The sequence below is a fragment of the Stenotrophomonas maltophilia genome (assembly GCF_002799155.1).
In the GTDB taxonomy this organism is placed as follows: domain Bacteria; phylum Pseudomonadota; class Gammaproteobacteria; order Xanthomonadales; family Xanthomonadaceae; genus Stenotrophomonas; species Stenotrophomonas maltophilia_R.
The window spans coordinates 1,612,079-1,629,573 of record NZ_NERD01000002.1; the positions used below are offsets into that span (position 1 = coordinate 1,612,079).

The 17,495-nt window shown below is 67.5% G+C and carries 17 protein-coding genes; 4 read left to right on the forward strand and 13 right to left on the reverse strand.

From position 1 onward, the window contains the following. Positions 1 to 4: 4 nt before the first annotated feature. Positions 5 to 2,107, reverse strand: coding sequence for a PAS domain-containing sensor histidine kinase (locus tag B9Y82_RS08075; protein ID WP_100472217.1), 2,103 nt, complete (start codon positions 2,105 to 2,107; stop codon positions 5 to 7). Positions 2,108 to 2,237: 130 nt separating this feature from the next. Here B9Y82_RS08075 and B9Y82_RS08080 point away from each other — a divergent pair, with 130 nt between their 5' ends. After that, positions 2,238 to 4,997 carry a bifunctional diguanylate cyclase/phosphodiesterase gene (locus B9Y82_RS08080; RefSeq protein WP_100472218.1) on the forward strand — a complete coding sequence of 920 codons (2,760 nt, stop codon included), beginning with the start codon at positions 2,238 to 2,240 and terminating at the stop codon, positions 4,995 to 4,997. Positions 4,998 to 5,106: 109 nt separating this feature from the next. Here the strand turns inward: B9Y82_RS08080 and B9Y82_RS08085 are convergent, their stop codons facing one another. The 8 genes from B9Y82_RS08085 to B9Y82_RS08120 form a co-directional block, all read right to left on the reverse strand. Next, complete coding sequence (locus tag B9Y82_RS08085) at positions 5,107 to 5,613, reverse strand: hypothetical protein (protein WP_100472219.1); 507 nt, start codon at positions 5,611 to 5,613, stop codon at positions 5,107 to 5,109. A gap of 108 nt (positions 5,614 to 5,721) precedes the next feature. Next, a complete protein-coding gene (locus tag B9Y82_RS08090) occupies positions 5,722 to 6,186 on the reverse strand; it encodes a hypothetical protein (RefSeq protein WP_100472220.1) in 465 nt (154 codons plus the stop codon). 134 nt (positions 6,187 to 6,320) lie between these two features. Further along, on the reverse strand, positions 6,321 to 6,536 hold the full coding sequence (locus B9Y82_RS08095; protein ID WP_100472221.1) for a hypothetical protein: 216 nt from the start codon (positions 6,534 to 6,536) through the stop codon (positions 6,321 to 6,323). A gap of 98 nt (positions 6,537 to 6,634) precedes the next feature. Next, positions 6,635 to 7,825, reverse strand: coding sequence for a methyl-accepting chemotaxis protein (locus B9Y82_RS08100; protein ID WP_049421939.1), 1,191 nt, complete (start codon positions 7,823 to 7,825; stop codon positions 6,635 to 6,637). A gap of 175 nt (positions 7,826 to 8,000) precedes the next feature. After that, on the reverse strand, positions 8,001 to 8,615 hold the full coding sequence (gene hflD, locus B9Y82_RS08105; RefSeq protein WP_010485865.1) for a high frequency lysogenization protein HflD: 615 nt from the start codon (positions 8,613 to 8,615) through the stop codon (positions 8,001 to 8,003). Beyond that, positions 8,612 to 9,754, reverse strand: coding sequence for a tRNA 2-thiouridine(34) synthase MnmA (gene mnmA / locus B9Y82_RS08110; protein WP_100472222.1), 1,143 nt, complete (start codon positions 9,752 to 9,754; stop codon positions 8,612 to 8,614). The genes hflD and mnmA overlap by 4 nt, the downstream gene beginning before the upstream one ends. After that, the gene (locus tag B9Y82_RS08115; protein WP_100472223.1) at positions 9,751 to 10,212 is read right to left on the reverse strand and encodes an NUDIX hydrolase; all 462 of its coding nucleotides are present in this window, start codon (positions 10,210 to 10,212) and stop codon (positions 9,751 to 9,753) included. Before B9Y82_RS08115 ends, mnmA begins: the two co-directional genes overlap by 4 nt. Before the next feature lies 1 nt (position 10,213). Continuing rightward, positions 10,214 to 10,687 (reverse strand): YbjN domain-containing protein, encoded by a 474-nt coding sequence (locus B9Y82_RS08120; protein WP_100472224.1) that lies wholly within the window; start codon positions 10,685 to 10,687, stop codon positions 10,214 to 10,216. Between the two features lie 112 nt (positions 10,688 to 10,799). On the opposite strand from B9Y82_RS08120, the gene clpS reads away from it, so the two are divergent. Beyond that, on the forward strand, positions 10,800 to 11,126 hold the full coding sequence (gene clpS / locus B9Y82_RS08125) for an ATP-dependent Clp protease adapter ClpS (protein ID WP_006444529.1): 327 nt from the start codon (positions 10,800 to 10,802) through the stop codon (positions 11,124 to 11,126). A 76-nt stretch (positions 11,127 to 11,202) separates the two neighbouring features. On the opposite strand, the gene B9Y82_RS08130 is transcribed toward clpS, so the two are convergent. Then, positions 11,203 to 12,015 (reverse strand): APH(6) family putative aminoglycoside O-phosphotransferase, encoded by an 813-nt coding sequence (locus B9Y82_RS08130; protein ID WP_100472225.1) that lies wholly within the window; start codon positions 12,013 to 12,015, stop codon positions 11,203 to 11,205. A 138-nt stretch (positions 12,016 to 12,153) separates the two neighbouring features. Between B9Y82_RS08130 and clpA the strand changes: the two genes are divergently transcribed. Continuing rightward, positions 12,154 to 14,439, forward strand: coding sequence for an ATP-dependent Clp protease ATP-binding subunit ClpA (gene clpA / locus B9Y82_RS08135; protein WP_100472226.1), 2,286 nt, complete (start codon positions 12,154 to 12,156; stop codon positions 14,437 to 14,439). A 71-nt stretch (positions 14,440 to 14,510) separates the two neighbouring features. Here clpA and B9Y82_RS08140 read toward each other — a convergent pair whose 3' ends face one another. The 3 genes from B9Y82_RS08140 to aat form a co-directional block, all read right to left on the reverse strand. Beyond that, the gene (locus B9Y82_RS08140; RefSeq protein WP_100472227.1) at positions 14,511 to 14,891 is read right to left on the reverse strand and encodes a hypothetical protein; all 381 of its coding nucleotides are present in this window, start codon (positions 14,889 to 14,891) and stop codon (positions 14,511 to 14,513) included. A gap of 202 nt (positions 14,892 to 15,093) precedes the next feature. Next, positions 15,094 to 15,312 (reverse strand): translation initiation factor IF-1, encoded by a 219-nt coding sequence (gene infA, locus B9Y82_RS08145; protein WP_005409596.1) that lies wholly within the window; start codon positions 15,310 to 15,312, stop codon positions 15,094 to 15,096. 86 nt (positions 15,313 to 15,398) lie between these two features. Further along, entirely contained in the window at positions 15,399 to 16,139 is a 741-nt protein-coding gene (aat, locus tag B9Y82_RS08150) for a leucyl/phenylalanyl-tRNA--protein transferase (protein ID WP_100475192.1), read from the reverse strand. Positions 16,140 to 16,211: 72 nt separating this feature from the next. Between aat and B9Y82_RS08155 the strand changes: the two genes are divergently transcribed. Further along, positions 16,212 to 17,480 (forward strand): hypothetical protein, encoded by a 1,269-nt coding sequence (locus B9Y82_RS08155; protein ID WP_100472228.1) that lies wholly within the window; start codon positions 16,212 to 16,214, stop codon positions 17,478 to 17,480. Positions 17,481 to 17,495 lie beyond the last annotated feature (15 nt).

Here is a 17,495-nt window from a genome sequence, read left to right on the forward strand (position 1 = left end):
AGGCTCAGTATTCCGGTGAATCGACGGCGGCCATGCTGGCCGCCTGGTAGGGGAGGTGGACGTCGATCAGGGTGCCTTCGCCATGCGCGGATTCAATCCGCACGTGGCCACCGACGCTCTGTGCGCGCTCGCGCATCACGATCAGGCCGAGGCCGCGCGGGCCATCCGGATCGAAGCCCTCGCCATCATCGCGGATCTGCAGGTGCAGGCCGCGTTGGCCGACATCGCGCAGCTGCAGCAGTACCTGGCTGGCGCGCGCGTGGCGCAGGGCATTGGTGAGGCTTTCCTGGGCGATGCGGAAGCAGGCCTGTTCAATGCTGTTGTCGGGGCGGTGCGGCAGCGGCTCGATCTCGGCCAGTAGCTCCACCGGCGAGGAGCGGAACAGCACCCGCGCCTGCCAGCTCAGCGCCGCCTCCAGGCCCAGTGCATCCAGCTGCGGCGGGCGCAGCAGGGTGGAGATGTCGCGCAACTTGGCCACGGTGGTGTCGGCCAGGCTGACGATCTGCGCCAGGTCTTCGGCACGGCGCAGCGGGTCATCCTCGTCCTGCGCTGCATAGGCCGACAGCTTGATCGCGGTGATGGCCTGGCCGATGTCATCGTGCAGGTCGCGCGAGATCGCACGACGCTCATCCTCCTGCAGCGAGAACAGCCGCCCAGCCATCGCCTGCAGCTCGCGGTTGCTGGTTTCCAGCGCGCTGCGGGTGCGTTCGGAATCGCTCAGGTCGCGCACGATCAGCAGCTTGCAGTCGCGGCCGCCGTAACGGACTTCGCCCACCGCCAGGCCGGCATGGAAGCTGCGGCCGTCGGCACGCTGCATGGCCACTACGCTGCTGTGGCCCGGACCCAGGTGCGGCTGGCCGGCGCGCAGCTGGCTGCGCACCCGCGGCAGGTCTGCGGCAGCGACCAGTGCCGACAGTGGCTCGCCAAGCAGGGTGTGGCTGCCGTAGCCGAACAGGCCAGCGGCCCAGGCGTTGGCGTACAGCACATGCTCGTCGGAGAGGATCACCACGCCGTCGGGCAGCACCCGCACCAGCTCGCGGAACTGTTCCTCGCGCTCGCGCAGAAGGCGCCGCGACTGCTCCCGCTCGGTCACGTCCTGCAGCGTGCCCAGCACGCGGCTGCGGCCCGCTTCATCGATCCCACTGGCGGCGCGCAGATGCACCATCAGCGCACGGCCGTCCATCGCCAGCAGCGGCAGCAGCACGTCCACCTGCACCGGCTCACCGGAGCACAGCTCGGCCAGCAGCTGTTCGGTCTGGCTGGCGGTGGCCGGGTCGGCCGGCACCAGCAGCTCGTCGAAGCGGTGCCAGCGGCGGGCCTCGGGCGGGCGGCGGCCGAGCAGGCGATAGACCTGGCTGGAATAGCGGCCCAGCCCGGTGGACGGGTCCAGCTCCCAGGCGCCGATGCGGGCCAGTTCATGGGCCTCCTCCACCCGGGCCAGCGCCTGGTCGCGGCGCAGCTGGGCCAGGTCCTCGGCGGTGCGATCGATGGCGATCAGCAGGCGGGCGTTGTGGCCGTCGTAGCTGATGGCGTTGGAGCGCAGTTCCATCTGCCGCAGCGAACCGTCGCGCAGCTGCAGTTGCGCCCGCAGGATGCACAGCTCCTCGGGCGCCTCGCGTATTGCTTCCAGCTTGGTCTGCAGCGCCTGGTCCTGGCCCGGGGGCCACAAGGCATCGATGGTCTGTTCCAGCAGCTCGTCGCGGTCCCAGCCGAAGGTGCTGCAGGCGGCCGGGTTGGCATCCAGGATCGCCAGCGTGTCCAGGTCATAGACGAGGATCGGGCCGGGGTTGCCCTCGAACATCTGCCGCAGGCGCAGCTCCGAGGCCTGCTGGCGTGCATGGGTGTGCAGCACGTGTTCGGCCAGCGGACGCAGCAGCAGATACAGCAGGCCCGCGCTGGCCAGGGCGAAGAACGAACCCTTCAGGCCCTGCCACAGGGCCGCCTGCTGCGGATCGGGCACCAGCGCCTGCACCACGCTGTCGGTGGCGATCATCCATGCAAGTGCCATCACCAGGTAGCTCAGCACTACCCGCCGTCGGTCACGGCTCAGCGCCTGCGCCATCCGTGGGTCGGGAACTGGAGCGTTGCCGGTCGGTTCTGCGGGCATGGACGGGGTGGGTGAAAGGGGCGCCGGTCATCTTACCCCGCAGCGCGCCGTGACCACTCAATTATCCGCCGCAGGCGCCGTTAACCACTGCGTGCCCCGCTGACGGGCGTGTCATCCGGAGCAAGATCGCGTGGACCAAGGGATCATCGCCAGCCTGCTGCAGCACCCGCTTGCGTCGGCGCTGGTCATCGTCGACCGCACGGGCCGCCCGCTGGCGGCCAATCCCGCTGCGCGCGAGCATGGCCTGCCGGCTACCGTAGCTGCGTATGCCCCGATGCTGGAAGATCTGCGCCTGTTGGCCGCTGATGGCGGCATCGTGGCCTGCACGCTGCCAGGTGGCCCGCGCGGGCACTACGACGGCCATCTGCGCGCCGTGCACGACGGCGCCGGCAATCTGCTGGCGTTCACCCTGAGCGTTCCCGAGCCGGTACCGGTCGACGGTGGCGGGCGTTGGGAGCTGGCACTGGACAGCGCCGGGCACAGCCTGTGGGACTGGGACATCCCCAGTGACCGCGTGGCGCGCACGCCGGCGCTGGGCGACGAGACCGCCACCGAAATGCTGTCGCGCGTGCACGGCGAGGACATCGCCCAGGTGCGCGCCGCGCTGGAGGAGCACCTGCGAGGGCGAAGCGAGCAGTACAGCGCTCAGTTCCGCTTCCGCCAAGCCGACGGGCAGTGGCGCTGGGTGTTGGATCGCGGCCGCGTGGTCGCGCGCACCGCCGACGGCCAGCCATTGCGCATGGTGGGTACACATACCGATATCGAGCAGCAGAAGCAGCTTGAATCGCTGCTGCAGGAACAACAGCTGCACCTGAGCGAGGCCCAGCGCATCGCCAGCATGGGCAGCTGGTCGTTCGATCCCAACAGCGGACACTTCTGGTGGTCGCCGGAACTGCGCTCGCTGCTGGCGCTGGGGCAGGGCGCCGTGCCCGGCCAGCGGCGCTGGCTGAAGCAGCTGCACCCGCGTTCCCGGGGTGCGCTGCGCGCGGCATGGCGGCGCCTGTGGCGTGACGGCCGTGCCGCCAATCTCGAGCTGGAGCTGACCCGCGGCCATGAACCTTCGCAGCATCTGCGCCTGTGGATGCAGCCGCTGCTGGACATGGACGGGCAGCCCAAGCGCCTGCTCGGCCAGGTGCAGAACATCACCGAGCAGCATCAGACCGACGCGTTGATCCGCTGGCGCACCGAGCTGCTCAACCGGGTTTCCGCGCTGGGCCGCATCGGCGGCTGCGAGATCGAAGTGCAGACCCGGCACATGCAGTGGACCGAGGAGTGCTATCGCATCCACGGCCTGCGCAAGGAACCGATCACGCTGGATCAAGCGCTGGCGCTGTACACCGAGGATTCGCGCCTCGCCTTCGAGGCGGCGCTGGGCCGGATCGCCGCAGGTGGACTGCCCGAGCAGCTGGACCTGTGCTTCTACCGCCAGTCCGGCCTGCGCGTGTGGGTGCAGGTACTGATCGAGCTGGACCGTCGCGATGGCCTGCCGCCGCGCTTCGTGGTGCTGTTCCGTGACATCACCCGCGAGCGCGAGGCCAACGAGCGCATCGAGCTGCTGGCCCACTACGACCTGCTGACCGGCCTGCCCAACCGCGTGCTGCTCGGCGAGCAGACCGCAGAGGCGATCGAGGAGGCGCGCGACCGCGGCACCTCGCTGGCGATGCTGTTCATCGACCTGGACGGCTTCAAGACCATCAACGACAGCTTCGGCCATGCCACCGGCGATGCGCTGCTGAAGGCCGCCGCCACGCGGCTGCACCAGAACCTGCGCAACAACGACCTGTTCGGCCGCTTCAGCGGTGACGAGTTCATCGTGGTGCTGCGTGACCTGGCCGAGCCGGAAGACGCGGGGCATGTCGCCCGCAAGCTGATCGCCTCGCTGGCCGAGCCGCTGCGCCGTGGCGAGACCACCTTGAAGGTCGGCGCCAGTGTCGGCATCGCGATGCTGGGTGATGCCCAGACCGACTTCGATTCACTGCTGCGCGCCGCCGACGCCGCGATGTACGCGGCCAAAGAAGCGGGGCGCAACACCTACCAGTACTACAGCCAGGACGCGCTGGCCCGCATCCAGCGCAGGCTGGAGCTGGAGCACGCCCTGCACGGGGCGATCGAGCGCGAAGAATTCAGCCTGGCCTACCAGCCGTTGCTGCACGCCCACCAGGGCGAGCCGCCCGCGATTGAAGCGCTGCTGCGCTGGCATCGGCCCGGCATCGGCTACTGCAGCCCGGCCGAGTTCATCCCGATTGCCGAAAAATGCGGCGAAATCGTGCGCATCGGCGACTGGGTGCTGAATGAAGCCTGCCGCCAGGCGACCGCCTGGGACCGTGCTGGACTACATTTCGACCGAATCGCGGTCAATGTATCGGCGGTGCAGCTGCGCGACCGCGGGTTCGCCGAACGGGTGATCGAGATCTGCCATGCCCACGGCTGGCCGCCGCAGCGGCTGGAGTTGGAGCTGACCGAGTCGGCGCTGATCCGCGACACCGACATCCTGCGCCATTGCTTCGACGTGCTGGAACGGCACGGCGTACCGCTCGCGGTGGATGACTTCGGTACTGGCTTCTCCAACCTCAATTACCTCAACCGCTTCCCGGTGGGGCGCCTGAAGATCGACCGCAGTTTCGTGCAGGGCATGCTGCATGATTCGGGCACGGCCGAAGTCACCCAGGCGATCGTGCACCTGGGCCACGCGCTGGGCATGAAGGTGGTGGCCGAAGGTGTGGAAACGCACCAGGAAGAAGACATGCTGCGCCGCCAGGGCTGCGACGAAATCCAGGGCTACCTGTACTCGCGGCCGCTCAGCCCGCGCGACCTGGCACAGTGGCTGCGCCAGCAGCACCCGGCACCGGTGCGCACCGACGCCAGCAGCGAAGCGGTGCTGGTGCGCTGACAGCCCGACGCTGGTGTAGTCCAGCTCTGGTGGGTGCCGACTCCGGTGGGTGCCGACCGTTGGTCGGCACGGATGCCCGCACGCGCGATCATCCACGCAGGGCGTGGATCTACCTGGGAAACTCCGCCTTCAACTGCATGCGCAGGGCCTCGACGATGGCCGCATAGCGCCGCTTCTGGACCAGATAGCTGGCCAGGAACAGCGGCAGTACCAGCAGCATCGGCGCCACCATCGGGCGCACCGCCGCCAGCGGAAACAGCAGCAGCGACAGGATCGCCACGAACCAGCTGCACAGGCCCATCACCCGCACCTCGTGCCGTCGCGCGTTGAGTACGATGCGACCGCGCGTCACCGGGAAGTAGCGCAGGCCGAAGCTCGGCGCGAAGCTCTCGCGGAACGCCATGCTGCCATCGGGCAGCGCATGGAAGGCCAGTCGCAGCCAATTGTCCTGCGGCAGGTCACGTTCCAGGCTGCCCAGCGAGAGGCGGGCCTGCATGGCCGGTGACGCCGCGATGCGTTCGTTGAACAGGGTGATGCCCCGGCTGAAATAGCCGGCCACCCAAGCCATCAAAAGGACGGTCTCCAACAGCAGGAGTGCGATCAGGACGATGGCCATCGGTCTCCCATGGACGGGACCGGGCAATCATGCCGTGGGCGGCCGTGGCCGGCCCCGCGGGGGGCGAGTCCGTGCAGCAGGTCATGCGTTTCTCGGGATCGACTTGGGTCAACCTTCTTCGGCGAGATCGCTTAGGTCCAGGATCTGCGAATCAACGCTACTGGCTACGATGCTTCTGATCAGCCCCGGGCGGCGGCGAAGCGAGTAGGCGCGAATCGCATGGATGGGACTGAATTCACACAGGGGGGAGCGTGAGTGCCCCATGATGACGGGCCTGTTGAAGTGGATGTCCTTAGGGTCATCAAGTGGCAGGGCCCACTTCCCACCGTATACCAGCCTGACGGTCTCCCCTAGATATCGGGCGAACACGACCCTCAGAGAGTCCCGCTCGTCCTCAGACAGCGTGGCTGCCATCAAGTCATGGAGGCGTTCCAGCCTGTCGAGGCTTTCGGGGCTGCCATCCAGTTCAATGCCATGCGTTTGAGCCTGCGCGACCAGCCATTCTATCTGGCCGTCCATCAGCACAAGGAATTGCTCAAAAGCCTCGCGGGCTTCTTCCAGATTGAACGTCATGCGGAGGCCAGGGAGACAGGGGGAGTGGGCAGTGTGTCCTCGTCCCCTTCCTCAGGCTATGCAACAAATCCTAAAAGGCGACAGGCAAAGCAGAGGTGCAGATATCGCGGCGGCCATCCACGCATGGCGTGGATCTATTTCAACGCTTCCCCATCCAGCCCCAGGTCCCACGCCAGTCCCAGCAGCGCCTCATCCGCCCGTGACGGGCCAGGCCGCGCATCCGCCAGTTGCTGCAGCTCGCGGATCTCCTCGCGTGCCACCTCTTCCAGCTGCTGCAGCTGCTCACGCACGCTCGCGTTGCGCGGGCGCTCGGTGTCGGCAAAGGAGGGCAAGGTGCGGATCAGGGTCATGGTGCGCTTGCAGGATGCATCCAAAGGCGGGTCACACGCAAAGGCCCCGGCAGAACCGGGGCCTCGCACGCTGCCGGCAGCGGCAGCGGACATCAGGATCAGAACAGCTCGACCGTGCCAGCACCCATGCTCTGCTGGGCAACCGGCTTGTGCGGCGGGCGTTCCCATTCGCTGCGCAGTTCGCGCAGGCGGTTGCCGGTGCGCTGCAGGGCGGTGGCGATCTCTTCGTCGAACACGCCGCCATTGCGGTGCAGCAGTTCCTGCAGGGCCACCGCCTCGCGGTTGATCGCGGTCAGGCGATCCAGGTGGGTGTGCACGCCGCCCAGCGCCTGGGTGGCGATGTCTTCGAACTGCAGGGCGCGCACGGCCTCGGCCACGCTGCCATCGATCGAACGGGCGCACTCGGAGACTTCGCGCATGCCGTCGCCCAGCGAGGCATTGATCTGGGCCACGTTGTCGAGCATCGCGGCCGCTTCCTGGCGCGCTTCACGGGAACGGTCCATGTCACGCGAGGCCATGTGCGAAACCGTCTCGCGGACCTTGGCGATGGCGTCCTTGGAACTGTGCGCCAGCTTGCGGATCTGCTCGTTGAACGTGGTCGAGCGTTCGGACAGGTTGCGCACTTCGTCGGCGACCACCGCGAAGCCACGACCGGCTTCACCGGCACGCGCAGCTTCGATGGCAGCGTTCAGTGCCAGCAGGTTGGTCTGGTCGGCGATCGACTTGACGTCTTCCAGCAGCGCGAAAATGCCGTCCAGGTGTTGCGCCATCTGGTCGATGTGCTGCACGGTGGTGCTGCTCTGGCCGCTCACCTGTTCCAGCGCTTCCACCAGCTGTTCCATGCGGTGGCTGGCGTGCTGGGCGAAACGGGCAACGTCGAGGCCGGCATTGCCTTCATCACCGGCGCGGTCGACGATGCGCGACAGGGCCTGGCTCTGCTGGCGCGACTTGCGGTTCATCGCATCGAAGCTGCCGCCGAGGCTGGAAACCGCCTGGCGGATCAGGTCACGGGCGCGTTCCACTTCGCCACGCGAACCGTCGATCTCGTTGCCGACGAAGTTGCGCAGTTCGGTCAGCAGCTGGTCCTGCTCGCGCAGGACACGGGCATGTTCCGGGGAACGATGCGCCTGGGCGCGGGTGGTCCACCACGCAAAGCCGAGCCAGCTCAGCGTCATCGTGGTCAGGATCGCCCAGCGCAGGGCGGCCGGCCATTCGAAACCGATGGCGAAGGGGAGCAGCAGGGTCAGAGCCAGGGGGGCGGCCAGACGGATGAAAATGCGTGAGTACATGGACGTTCTCGGGAGGTGCACGGAGGATGTATCGGCCGTACCCCCTTTCTCTTTAACGTCGATGTGCCTCGAAGTGCATTCTGAATGCGCCGGTTTTCCGGCGCTGCCGGGCGATTCGGGGTCAGGCGGGGTCGGATCCCTTTTCCACGGGAAAGGGGCTCTGACCCCATGGGGCTCACGCCAGCTGCCGGTCCACAGCCTCGATCATCGCCTTGCGGCTGAACAGGAAGTCCCAGTAGCTGCCCCCCAGCTGGCGCCACAGCACCGCCGAACGCACCGCAGCCAGCAGCAGGGCGCGGATCTCGGCGACCACGCCGGCCTGGCCCAGGTAGTGCGGGTTGCCCTGGACCATCACCCGCGGCTTCAGGTGGCTGATGGTGTCGGCGTACAGGCCGCCCAGGTTGGCCAGCACGTCCGGGTGACCGCTGTCGCCCAGTTCGGTGGCCTGGCGCTGGGCGCGCTCGATGCCCGAGGCGACCTTGTTCACGGTGGCGCCGTCCTGCACGAAGCGCCGCTCCAGCTGCAGTACCGACAGGGCCAGCTTGGGCAGGATCGGGTCCTGGCCCTGGCTGCGGAAGTAGTTGTGCAGCAGGCGCAGGCCGGCCTTCAGTGCATGGCGGTCACCGAACACCTCCTGCGGCGAGGACGCGTCAACGCGGAATACGCTGTCCACGGCAGTGCGCACGGCGGCGGCGTCGGAATGGCCGGTATCGGCGATACGGCGTACCTGCTGCAGGGCCTGGGCAATGCCGGCCAGGGCCAGGACGCGGTCGTCGACAGTGAAACTCATGCAGCGATTACCTCAAAAGGAGAAGGGGTGGTGCGCAGGCGCTGTTCCAGCGGGGCATCGGTGGCGGCGATCACTGCGCCACCCAGGCACACGTCACCGTCATACAGCACCAGTGATTGACCGGGCGTAACGGCGCGCTGCGGGCACGCGAAGGTGACCAGCACGCTGCCATCATCCAGCACCTCGACTGCACACGGCTCATCGGGCTGGCGGTAGCGGGTCTGTGCCGTGCACTCAAAACGGCGAGCCGGGGGCGAACCGGCAACCCAGTGCGCGGTCTCCGAACGCAGGCGGTCGGACAGCATCCACTTGCTGTCGCGGTCCTGGTCCACGTACAGCACGTTGCTGGCCACATCCTTGCCGACCACGTACCACGGCGCAGCGGGGCGGCCGCGCACGCCGCCGATGTTCAGGCCTTCGCGCTGCCCCAGGGTGAAATAGAACACCCCCGGATGCTCGGCGATGACGCTGCCATCGGCCGGGTCGAGGATCTGGCCGGGCTTGGCCGGCAGGTAGCGGCCGAGGAACTCGCGGAAGTCGCGCTCGCCGATGAAGCAGATGCCGGTGGAGTCCTTCTTGGCATGGGTCGGTAGACCGACGTCGCGCGCGATGCGGCGCAGGTCGCTCTTTTCCAGGTCGCCGATCGGGAACAGGGTGGCAGCCAGCTGCGCCTGGCCCAGCTGGTGCAGGAAGTAGCTCTGGTCCTTGGAGCGGTCGGCACCGCGCAGCAGCAGCCACTGGCCGCCGCGCTGGGTCACCCGCGCGTAGTGGCCGGTGGCGATGCGCTCGGCGCCCAGTTCGCGCGCGGCATCCAGGAAGTGCTTGAACTTCACTTCGCGGTTGCACAGCACGTCCGGGTTCGGCGTGCGGCCGGCGGCGTACTCGGCCAGGAAGTGTTCGAACACACCCTGCCAGTACTCGCTGGAAAAATCGCGGAAGTGGAACGGGATGCCGAGCAGCCCGCAGACAGCCACCGCATCGCGGCGGTCGTCTTCGGCGCGGCAGTCGCCGCTGCCATCATCGGCCCAGTTCTGCATGAACAGGCCAGCCACGGCCTCGCCCTGCTGCACCAGGCGCCAGGCGGCGACCGAAGAGTCGACGCCACCGGAGACGCCCACCATTACACGCGGAGTGCTCATGCGACCTCCCGGACCAGCGAAAGCGGATGGCGCTGGCCACCCAGGTAATCGGCCACCACCTGCCATACCAGCGGGCTGCGCTGGCGCTCGCCGGCGGCCTGCAGCTCGGCCGGGGTCAGCCACAGTGCGCGGTCGATGCCGGTGTCCAGCGGCTGCGCCGGGTCATGCGAGACCGGGCGCGCCGCATAGCAGAAACGCAGGAAGGCGGTGCCGTCGCCGGCGGTCCACTGGTAGCAGCCGATGAAATGGGTCAGCTGCACCGTCCAGCCGGTTTCCTCCCGGGTCTCGCGCAGGGCCGCCTCAGCCAGGCTTTCGCCCAGCTCGAGGTGGCCGGCTGGCTGGTTCAGCACCCGGCGCCCGTCGATGGTCTCTTCGACCAGCAACACGCGGCCGCCGTCGATCACCACCGTGGCGACAGTGGCGTGCGGTGCCCAGCGCGGGTCCGGCGTGGCGTTCAACTCAGAACTCGTCCTTCTTGGTCAGTTCCAGCTCCATCGCGTCGGCGGTGCGGATGGCCGCATCGATGGCGTCGCTGAGCTGGTCCGGGGTGGCATCGGCGTCGATCTTCACCACGAACATGGCCGTGGTGTCCTGCTTCACCCAGCCGCCCATCTTGGCATCCTGCGAATCCTCCAGCAGGCGGTTGGCCACGGCGACCGGGAACTGCTTGGTCTTGGCGCTGTAGGCCGGCGCCCAGATCTCGCGGATGTTGTGGGTGCCGAAGTCTTCCACCGCCGAGCGCACGTAGACCATCTGGGTGCGGTCACCCTCGACGTCGAAGACCATGCGGTAGTCGCCATCCTCGTCGACTTCGTAGGTGTAGCCCAGCTTGTCCAGGTGGCGGGCCACGGACTTGTCGGCCTGGGTCTCGGCGGCGGCGGAGCCGGCGGCGGCCAGAGCGATCAGCAGGGCGGGAAGAAGGGTCCTTTTCATGAAGATCCTGTGAAACAGTGTTGAGAGAGGGTGCAATTGTGACGGTGGGCGCGCGTGCCGTCCAATCTGCGTCGGGCCGACGCAGGCTTGCCCGAGCCTCTATAATGGGCAGATGCCCCATGAGTCTTCCCCCGATTCCCATCACGAGCACGGCGTAGCCGTGGAACCCGCGCGCCCGGAAGTGGCGCCGCCGCCGTTCTACCAGGTGATGCTGCTCAACGACGACTACACCCCGATGGATTTCGTGGTGGACGTGCTGCAGCAGTTCTTCAGCATGGACCTGGACAAGGCCACGCAGGTGATGTTGCACGTCCACACCCGCGGCCGCGGCGTCTGCGGGGTGTTCACCCGTGAAGTGGCCGAGACCAAGGTTGCCCAGGTCAACGAGTACTCGCGGATGAACCAGCACCCGCTGCTGTGCACGATGGAAAAGGCCTGACCGGCTGCCGATTCTCGTCCGGGCACATTGTTCCCGGATGGGTGTGCCCCCAAGGTGGGCACCTGCCAAGCACGGATCAGCCCTCCGCCAGAGCCTCCAGCGCCATCCGTGCCACCGCCTCGTCCACGTCGGCGGGGTCGCCGTCATCCCTGAACCACACTGCCGACAGCGCCATGCTGGCCGCGATCCAGCGCAGCAGGCGCGTGCGCTCCAGGCCGGCCAGTGCGCTTACCTGTTCCAGCCGGGCGGCAAACCGCTCGGGCCGGGTGGCCACATGGATGCCGGGGCCGCACAGGTCCGGATTGCTGAACATCGTCGTGTAGTCGAACGCGCGGTCGCCCAGCAGCCGCTTCGGGTCGATCGCCAGCCAGCCGCGCGCGCCGAAATCGAGCACATTGTCGTGGTGCAGGTCGCCGTGCAGCGGCCGGATCTCGCACTCCTCCTGCAGCAGTCCCTCCGCCAGTGATCTGCACTGTTCCAGCAGTGGCGGCAGCGCCGCCCTTGGCTGCAGCAGGTCGGCGAACCATGTACGCAGGCAGACCAGGTCGTCTGGCGGCGCACTCCGTGGCCGGTGCAACCGCAGCAGGACCTGGCACAGGATCGTGGTGCAGGCGTCATCGTCGCCCTCTATCGAACGTTTCCGCAGCGAGTCGCCGCCGGCACGTTCGATCAGGATCGCTGGTCCCTCGTGGGCCAGCAGGCGGGCGGCGCCGTCGCCAGCCCACCAGCGCAGCAGCCGATGGGCGTTCTGTTCCTCGGGTTCGTCGCCGACCTTCAGCATCGCCGGTTCGCCGGCGGCGGTCAGCACCGGCCAGAGCCGGGCGCGCGGTGTTTCGATGGCCTCGCCATCACGCCGCAATCGCCAGCGGCTCAGGTAGGGTTCGCTCATGCTGGGCGGGCTGTCCTGGAGTGAATGAAGATCAAGCAATTCGCACTGCTAACGCCATCTGAACGCAGCAATCCGCTAGGGTGATGGAAATCGCGTAGTCAGGCCGCATATTGTCCCCATCTGCCGCCGGAGTAATCCATGTTCAGCAAAGACCTCGAACACACCATCGGCCAGTGCTACAAGCGCGCCCGTGAGGCCCGGCATGAATTCATGACGGTCGAACACCTGCTGTTGGCACTGCTCGACAACCCGTCCGCCCAGGCCGTACTGAAGGCTTGCGGCGCCGACGCCGACCGCCTGCGCCAGGAGCTGGAGCAGGCCATCGAGGCCTCCGTGTCCCGCCTGGCCGAAGATGACGGCCGCGATACCCAGCCCACCCTGGGCTTCCAGCGCGTGCTGCAGCGGGCCGTGTACCACGTGCAGTCCTCGGGCAAGAAGGAGGTCACCGGCGCCAATGTGCTGGTCGCCATCTTCGGCGAGAAGGACTCACACGCCGTCTATTACCTCAACCAGCAGGACGTCACCCGGCTGGACGTGGTCAATTACCTGTCCCATGGCATCGCCAAGCTGGGCGAGGAGGGCGAGCAGCCGTCCTCCTCCTCCGAGGGCGAAGGCCGCATCGAAGGCGGGGAGGGTGAGCCGAAGGGCGATGCCCTGGCCGAGTTCGCCAGCAACCTCAACGAACAGGCCCGGGCCGGTCGCATCGACCCGCTGGTCGGGCGTGCCGACGAGATCGAGCGCACCATCCAGGTCCTGTGCCGCCGCCGCAAGAACAACCCGCTGTACGTGGGCGAGGCCGGCGTGGGCAAGACCGCGATTGCCGAGGGCCTGGCCCGCCGCATCGTCGAGGGCTCGGTGCCCGAGGTGCTGGCCGACGCGGTGATCTATTCGCTCGACCTGGGCGCCCTGGTGGCTGGCACCAAGTACCGTGGCGACTTCGAGAAGCGCCTGAAGAGCGTGCTGACCGCGTTGAAGAAAGTGCCCAATGCGGTGCTGTTCATCGACGAGATCCACACCATCATCGGTGCCGGTTCGGCCTCGGGCGGCACCATGGATGCGTCCAACCTGATCAAGCCGGCGCTGGCCTCCGGTGAGCTGCGCTGCATCGGCTCGACCACCTTCCAGGAATACCGTGGCATCTTCGAGAAGGATCGGGCGCTGGCCCGCCGCTTCCAGAAGATCGACATCGTCGAGCCGACCGTCGGCGAGACCTACGAGATCCTGCAGGGGCTGAAGTCCAAGTACGAACTGCACCACGGCGTGACTTATTCCGACGAGGCGCTGCAGGCGGCGGTGGACCTGTCGGTGAAGCACATCGGCGACCGCCTGCTGCCGGACAAGGCCATCGACGTGATCGACGAGGCCGGCGCCCGTCAGCGCCTGCTGCCGGAAGGGCAGCGCAAGGAGCTGATCGACGTCGAGGAAGTGGAGGCGATCGTCGCCAAGATGGCGCGCATTCCCACCAAGCAGGTCAGCGCCACCGACAAGGATGTGCTGCAGCACCTGGAGCGCAACCTGAAGATGGTGATCTTCGGCCAGGACCCGGCCATCGAGACACTGTCCTCGGCGATCAAGCTGGCACGCTCCGGCCTTGGCAACCCGGAAAAGCCGATCGGCAACTTCCTGTTCGCCGGTCCGACCGGTGTCGGCAAGACCGAGGTGACCAAGCAGCTGGCGCTGCAGCTGGGCATCGAGCTGGTCCGCTTCGACATGTCCGAATACATGGAGCCGCATTCGATCAGTCGCCTGATCGGCGCCCCTCCGGGCTACGTTGGCTTCGACCAGGGCGGCCTGCTGACCGAGAAGATCGTCAAGACGCCGCACTGCGTGCTGCTGCTGGACGAAATCGAAAAGGCGCACCCGGACATCTTCAACATCCTGTTGCAGGTGATGGACCGCGGCGTGCTGACCGATACCAATGGTCGCGAAGCCAACTTCAAGAACGTGGTGCTGGTGATGACCACCAATGCCGGCGCGGCCCAGGCCTCGCGGCGCTCGATCGGCTTCACCAAGCAGGACCATGCCACCGACGCGATGGAGACGATCCGCCGCAGCTTCACCCCGGAATTCCGCAACCGCCTCGATGCGGTGGTGCAGTTCCAGGCGCTGGGCTTCGAGCACATCCTGCGCGTGGTCGACAAGTTCCTGATCGAGCTGGAGATGCTGCTGCAGGACAAGCACGTCAGCCTGTCGGCCACCCCGACCGCGCGCGACTGGCTGGCCCACCACGGCTTCGACCCGCTGATGGGTGCGCGCCCGATGGCCCGCGTGATCCAGGACAAGATCAAGCGTCCGCTGGCCGACGAGCTGCTGTTCGGCAAGCTGGTCAACGGCGGCAAGGTCAGCATCGATGTCCGCGACGACGAGCTGGTGGTCGAGACCCAGGCCGAACCGGAACGCCTGCTGCCGGTCACGGTGGAGTGAGCTGACGCCGGGCCTGGCCCGGTGAGCTCGGGCAACAAGGGCGGCTCCGGCCGCCCTTGTCATGTGCGCGGTCAGCGGCTGCGCTGGCGGGTCTTCTTCTTGAAGGTGGCCTCGTCGATCGGCTCGATCTGCGCCACGGTGCAGCGGCTGGAGTCGGTCTGCAGCTGGCTGCGCCCGGCGGTGCACAGCAGGCCCTGCTGCCCTTCCGTGGAAAAGCTCAACTTCCGCGAGTAGCCCGCAGCGGAACAGTCGTCCTGGAAATGCACGACGTAGTGGTCCTGGCCATTGCGCAGCAGGATGTTGCGCGAGGCGCCGGCGCGCACCAGTTGCTGGTCGCTGCCCAGCTGGACGCAGTCACTGGCGGTGGAAGGGGTATCGGCGGCGCGCGCGGGCGATGCGCTGGCGGACGCGACAACGGCGATGAGCAGGGTGGTCAGCGGGAGCATGTTCATGGCGGGGCAGGGGATGGCGATCCGGACTGGATCGGCTCCCACGATGCCGCCACGCGTGCAGGGTCGAATCTGCCGCAAGCAGGGCTGACCGACGTCACGGTGAGTTCGGTCACGATGACCTCCGGCAGGGCCGGATTGCAGGCATGACAAAAGGCCAGCAACCAGGGCTGGCCTTGTCGAAGTGGCGCGGCGCGCCGACCGCTTACTTCATGCGGTAGGTGATACGACCCTTGGTCAGGTCGTACGGGGTCATTTCAACCTTGACCCGGTCACCGGTGAGGATGCGGATGTAGTTCTTGCGCATGCGGCCGGAGATGTGGGCGATGATTTCGTGCCCATTTTCCAGGCGAACGCGGAAAGTGGTGTTCGGCAGCGTCTCGCTGACGGTGCCCTCGAACTCGATGGAATCGTCTTTCGACATGTAGTCCTGTGCGGTTCAGAAAACGGCCACGCTGGGCCTAAGGCGCGGTATTTTACGCGTGACGGGCCCAGCTTGCAAAGTTTGTGTTAACCCCCGGCCAAACGCTGTGCCGACAAGCGTCCGACCGCCTGCGTCCAAGGGCCTTCACGGCCGTCATGGCGCACCGCGTGGCGCACGTGCTCCAGAAACGCCGCGCGCGGCAGGTGTTCGGCGCCCATCCGCAGCAGGTGCGGATTCTCCACCTGGGCATCGATCAGCGCCCAGCCCCAGCCCTGAAGCGTGGATGCCAGCGCCGCCAGGGCGATCTTGGAGCCGCCGCTGGCGCCACTGAACATGCTCTCGCCGAAGAACATCGACCCGATCGCCACCCCATAGATGCCGCCGACCAGCGTCTGCCGGTCCCAGACCTCGAAGGAGTGGGCAAAGCCGAGATCGTGCAACTGGCTGTAGGCCTCAACCATCGCCGGGCTGATCCAGGTGCCGTCCTGGCCGGGCCGAGGCGCTGCCGCACAGGCGCGCATCACCCGGCTGAAGGCGGTGTCGGCGGTGACCTCCCAGGTGCTGCCGCGCAACTGGCGGCGGAAGCGGCTGGACAGATGCACGCCATCGGTCCGGAACACCATGCGCGGGTCGGGCGACCACCACAGGATCGGCTCGCCCTCGCTGAACCACGGAAAGATACCGCCGGCGTAGGCGTTGAGCAGGCGCGCCGGATGCAGGTCGCCGCCCACCGCGAGCAGGCCGTCGGGCTGGCGCAGGGCGGTCTCGGCCGGCGGGAAGGGGGCGTCCGGCGCATCGGCCAGGCGCCAGGGCAGCTGGCGGGTCATGCCGCCATTGTATTCGCCGTGGTGATGGTTGATGTCTGGCACCATCACGCTTCACCGGCAAGGAGCCTGCGAATGAGCGACCCGATCCCAGCCATCCTCGACGTGCATGACACCCCGCGCACGCGCAACGACAGCCAAGGCATGCTGCTGTCGCTGGCCAGCGAGCATCCGCATCAGCTGGGTGAGTTGATGCTGCAGGCCTTGGTGCGACGCTCACCGGGCTCGGCCTTCCTCGACATGGCGCTGGACCTGCTGCCGGATGAGGCGGTGCCCGCAGTCGCGGCCGATGCATGGCGCCGCTATCGCGAGGGCGAGCGCGGTGAACTGCTGGCCAGCGTGATGGCGTTCGCCAGCTACCAGGCGCCGCAGGTGCTGCAGGAAGATTGGGAGGCGTTGCTGGCGGTGGCCCACGAAGATCAGGTGCAGTTGGCCTCGCAGGTCTGGCAGGGCCTGCCCGCCGCGACCGCCGCACACTGGGCACAGATGCTGGCCGAGGCCGGGGATGATCGGGAGATGGCGCGCGCGAGGGCGCTGCTGCTTGCTGCTCAGCCCGAAACCTACACCGTAGCCCGGGGCTACCTCGTCGACTGGGGCCAGCTGGATGCCGAGATCTGGGCGCACTGGGCTGGCGTGGCCAACGGTCCGCTGCCGCGCCGCCTGCACGGTGAGAGGCCACTGCACATCCGCTTCGGCCGTGAGCAGCACCGCGCGCAGTTGGCCGATGAGCCAAGCTGGCGCAAGCGCATCTGGCGCCTGCATCCGACCTGGAATGGAGGCGAGGTGCATCACACGGGCCGCATGGGTGGGCTGCTGGACGCACTGTGCGGTGGTTGTCACGCGCCGCTGCAGCGCCTGCTGCAGACCCATGCTGCCGTACTGCAGCCCGGCGCGGAGGGTGAGGTTACGCTGGGGCTCTGCCTGGATTGCTGCGGCTGGGAAGAGCCGCCGGTGCGCTTCTATCGCCACGATGCCGACGGCCTACCCAATTGCCATCCCAGCCAGTATCGCGCGGTGCCGAATACGCCCACCGACAGTGGCGACCTGATGCAGGCCGAGGTGGGCCTTGTGGCCCTGGAAAGCGTGCGCTGGCAGCAACAGGACTGGGGCCAGTCCAACCATCGGCAGAACCTGTCGCGCGTGGGTGGTGCGCCGAGCTGGGTGCAGAGCGCCTGGTACCCGGCGTGCATCGATTGCGGCGAGGAGATGCCGTTCGTGATGCAGCTGGATTCAACGCTGCCGACCACGGCTGAGGGCACGCTGCTGTGGGGCAGCGGCGGCATGCTCTATACGTTCTGGTGCGCAACGTGCCGGGTGAGTGGGCACTTCTGGCAGTGCACCTGAGCGCAGTACGCGCCC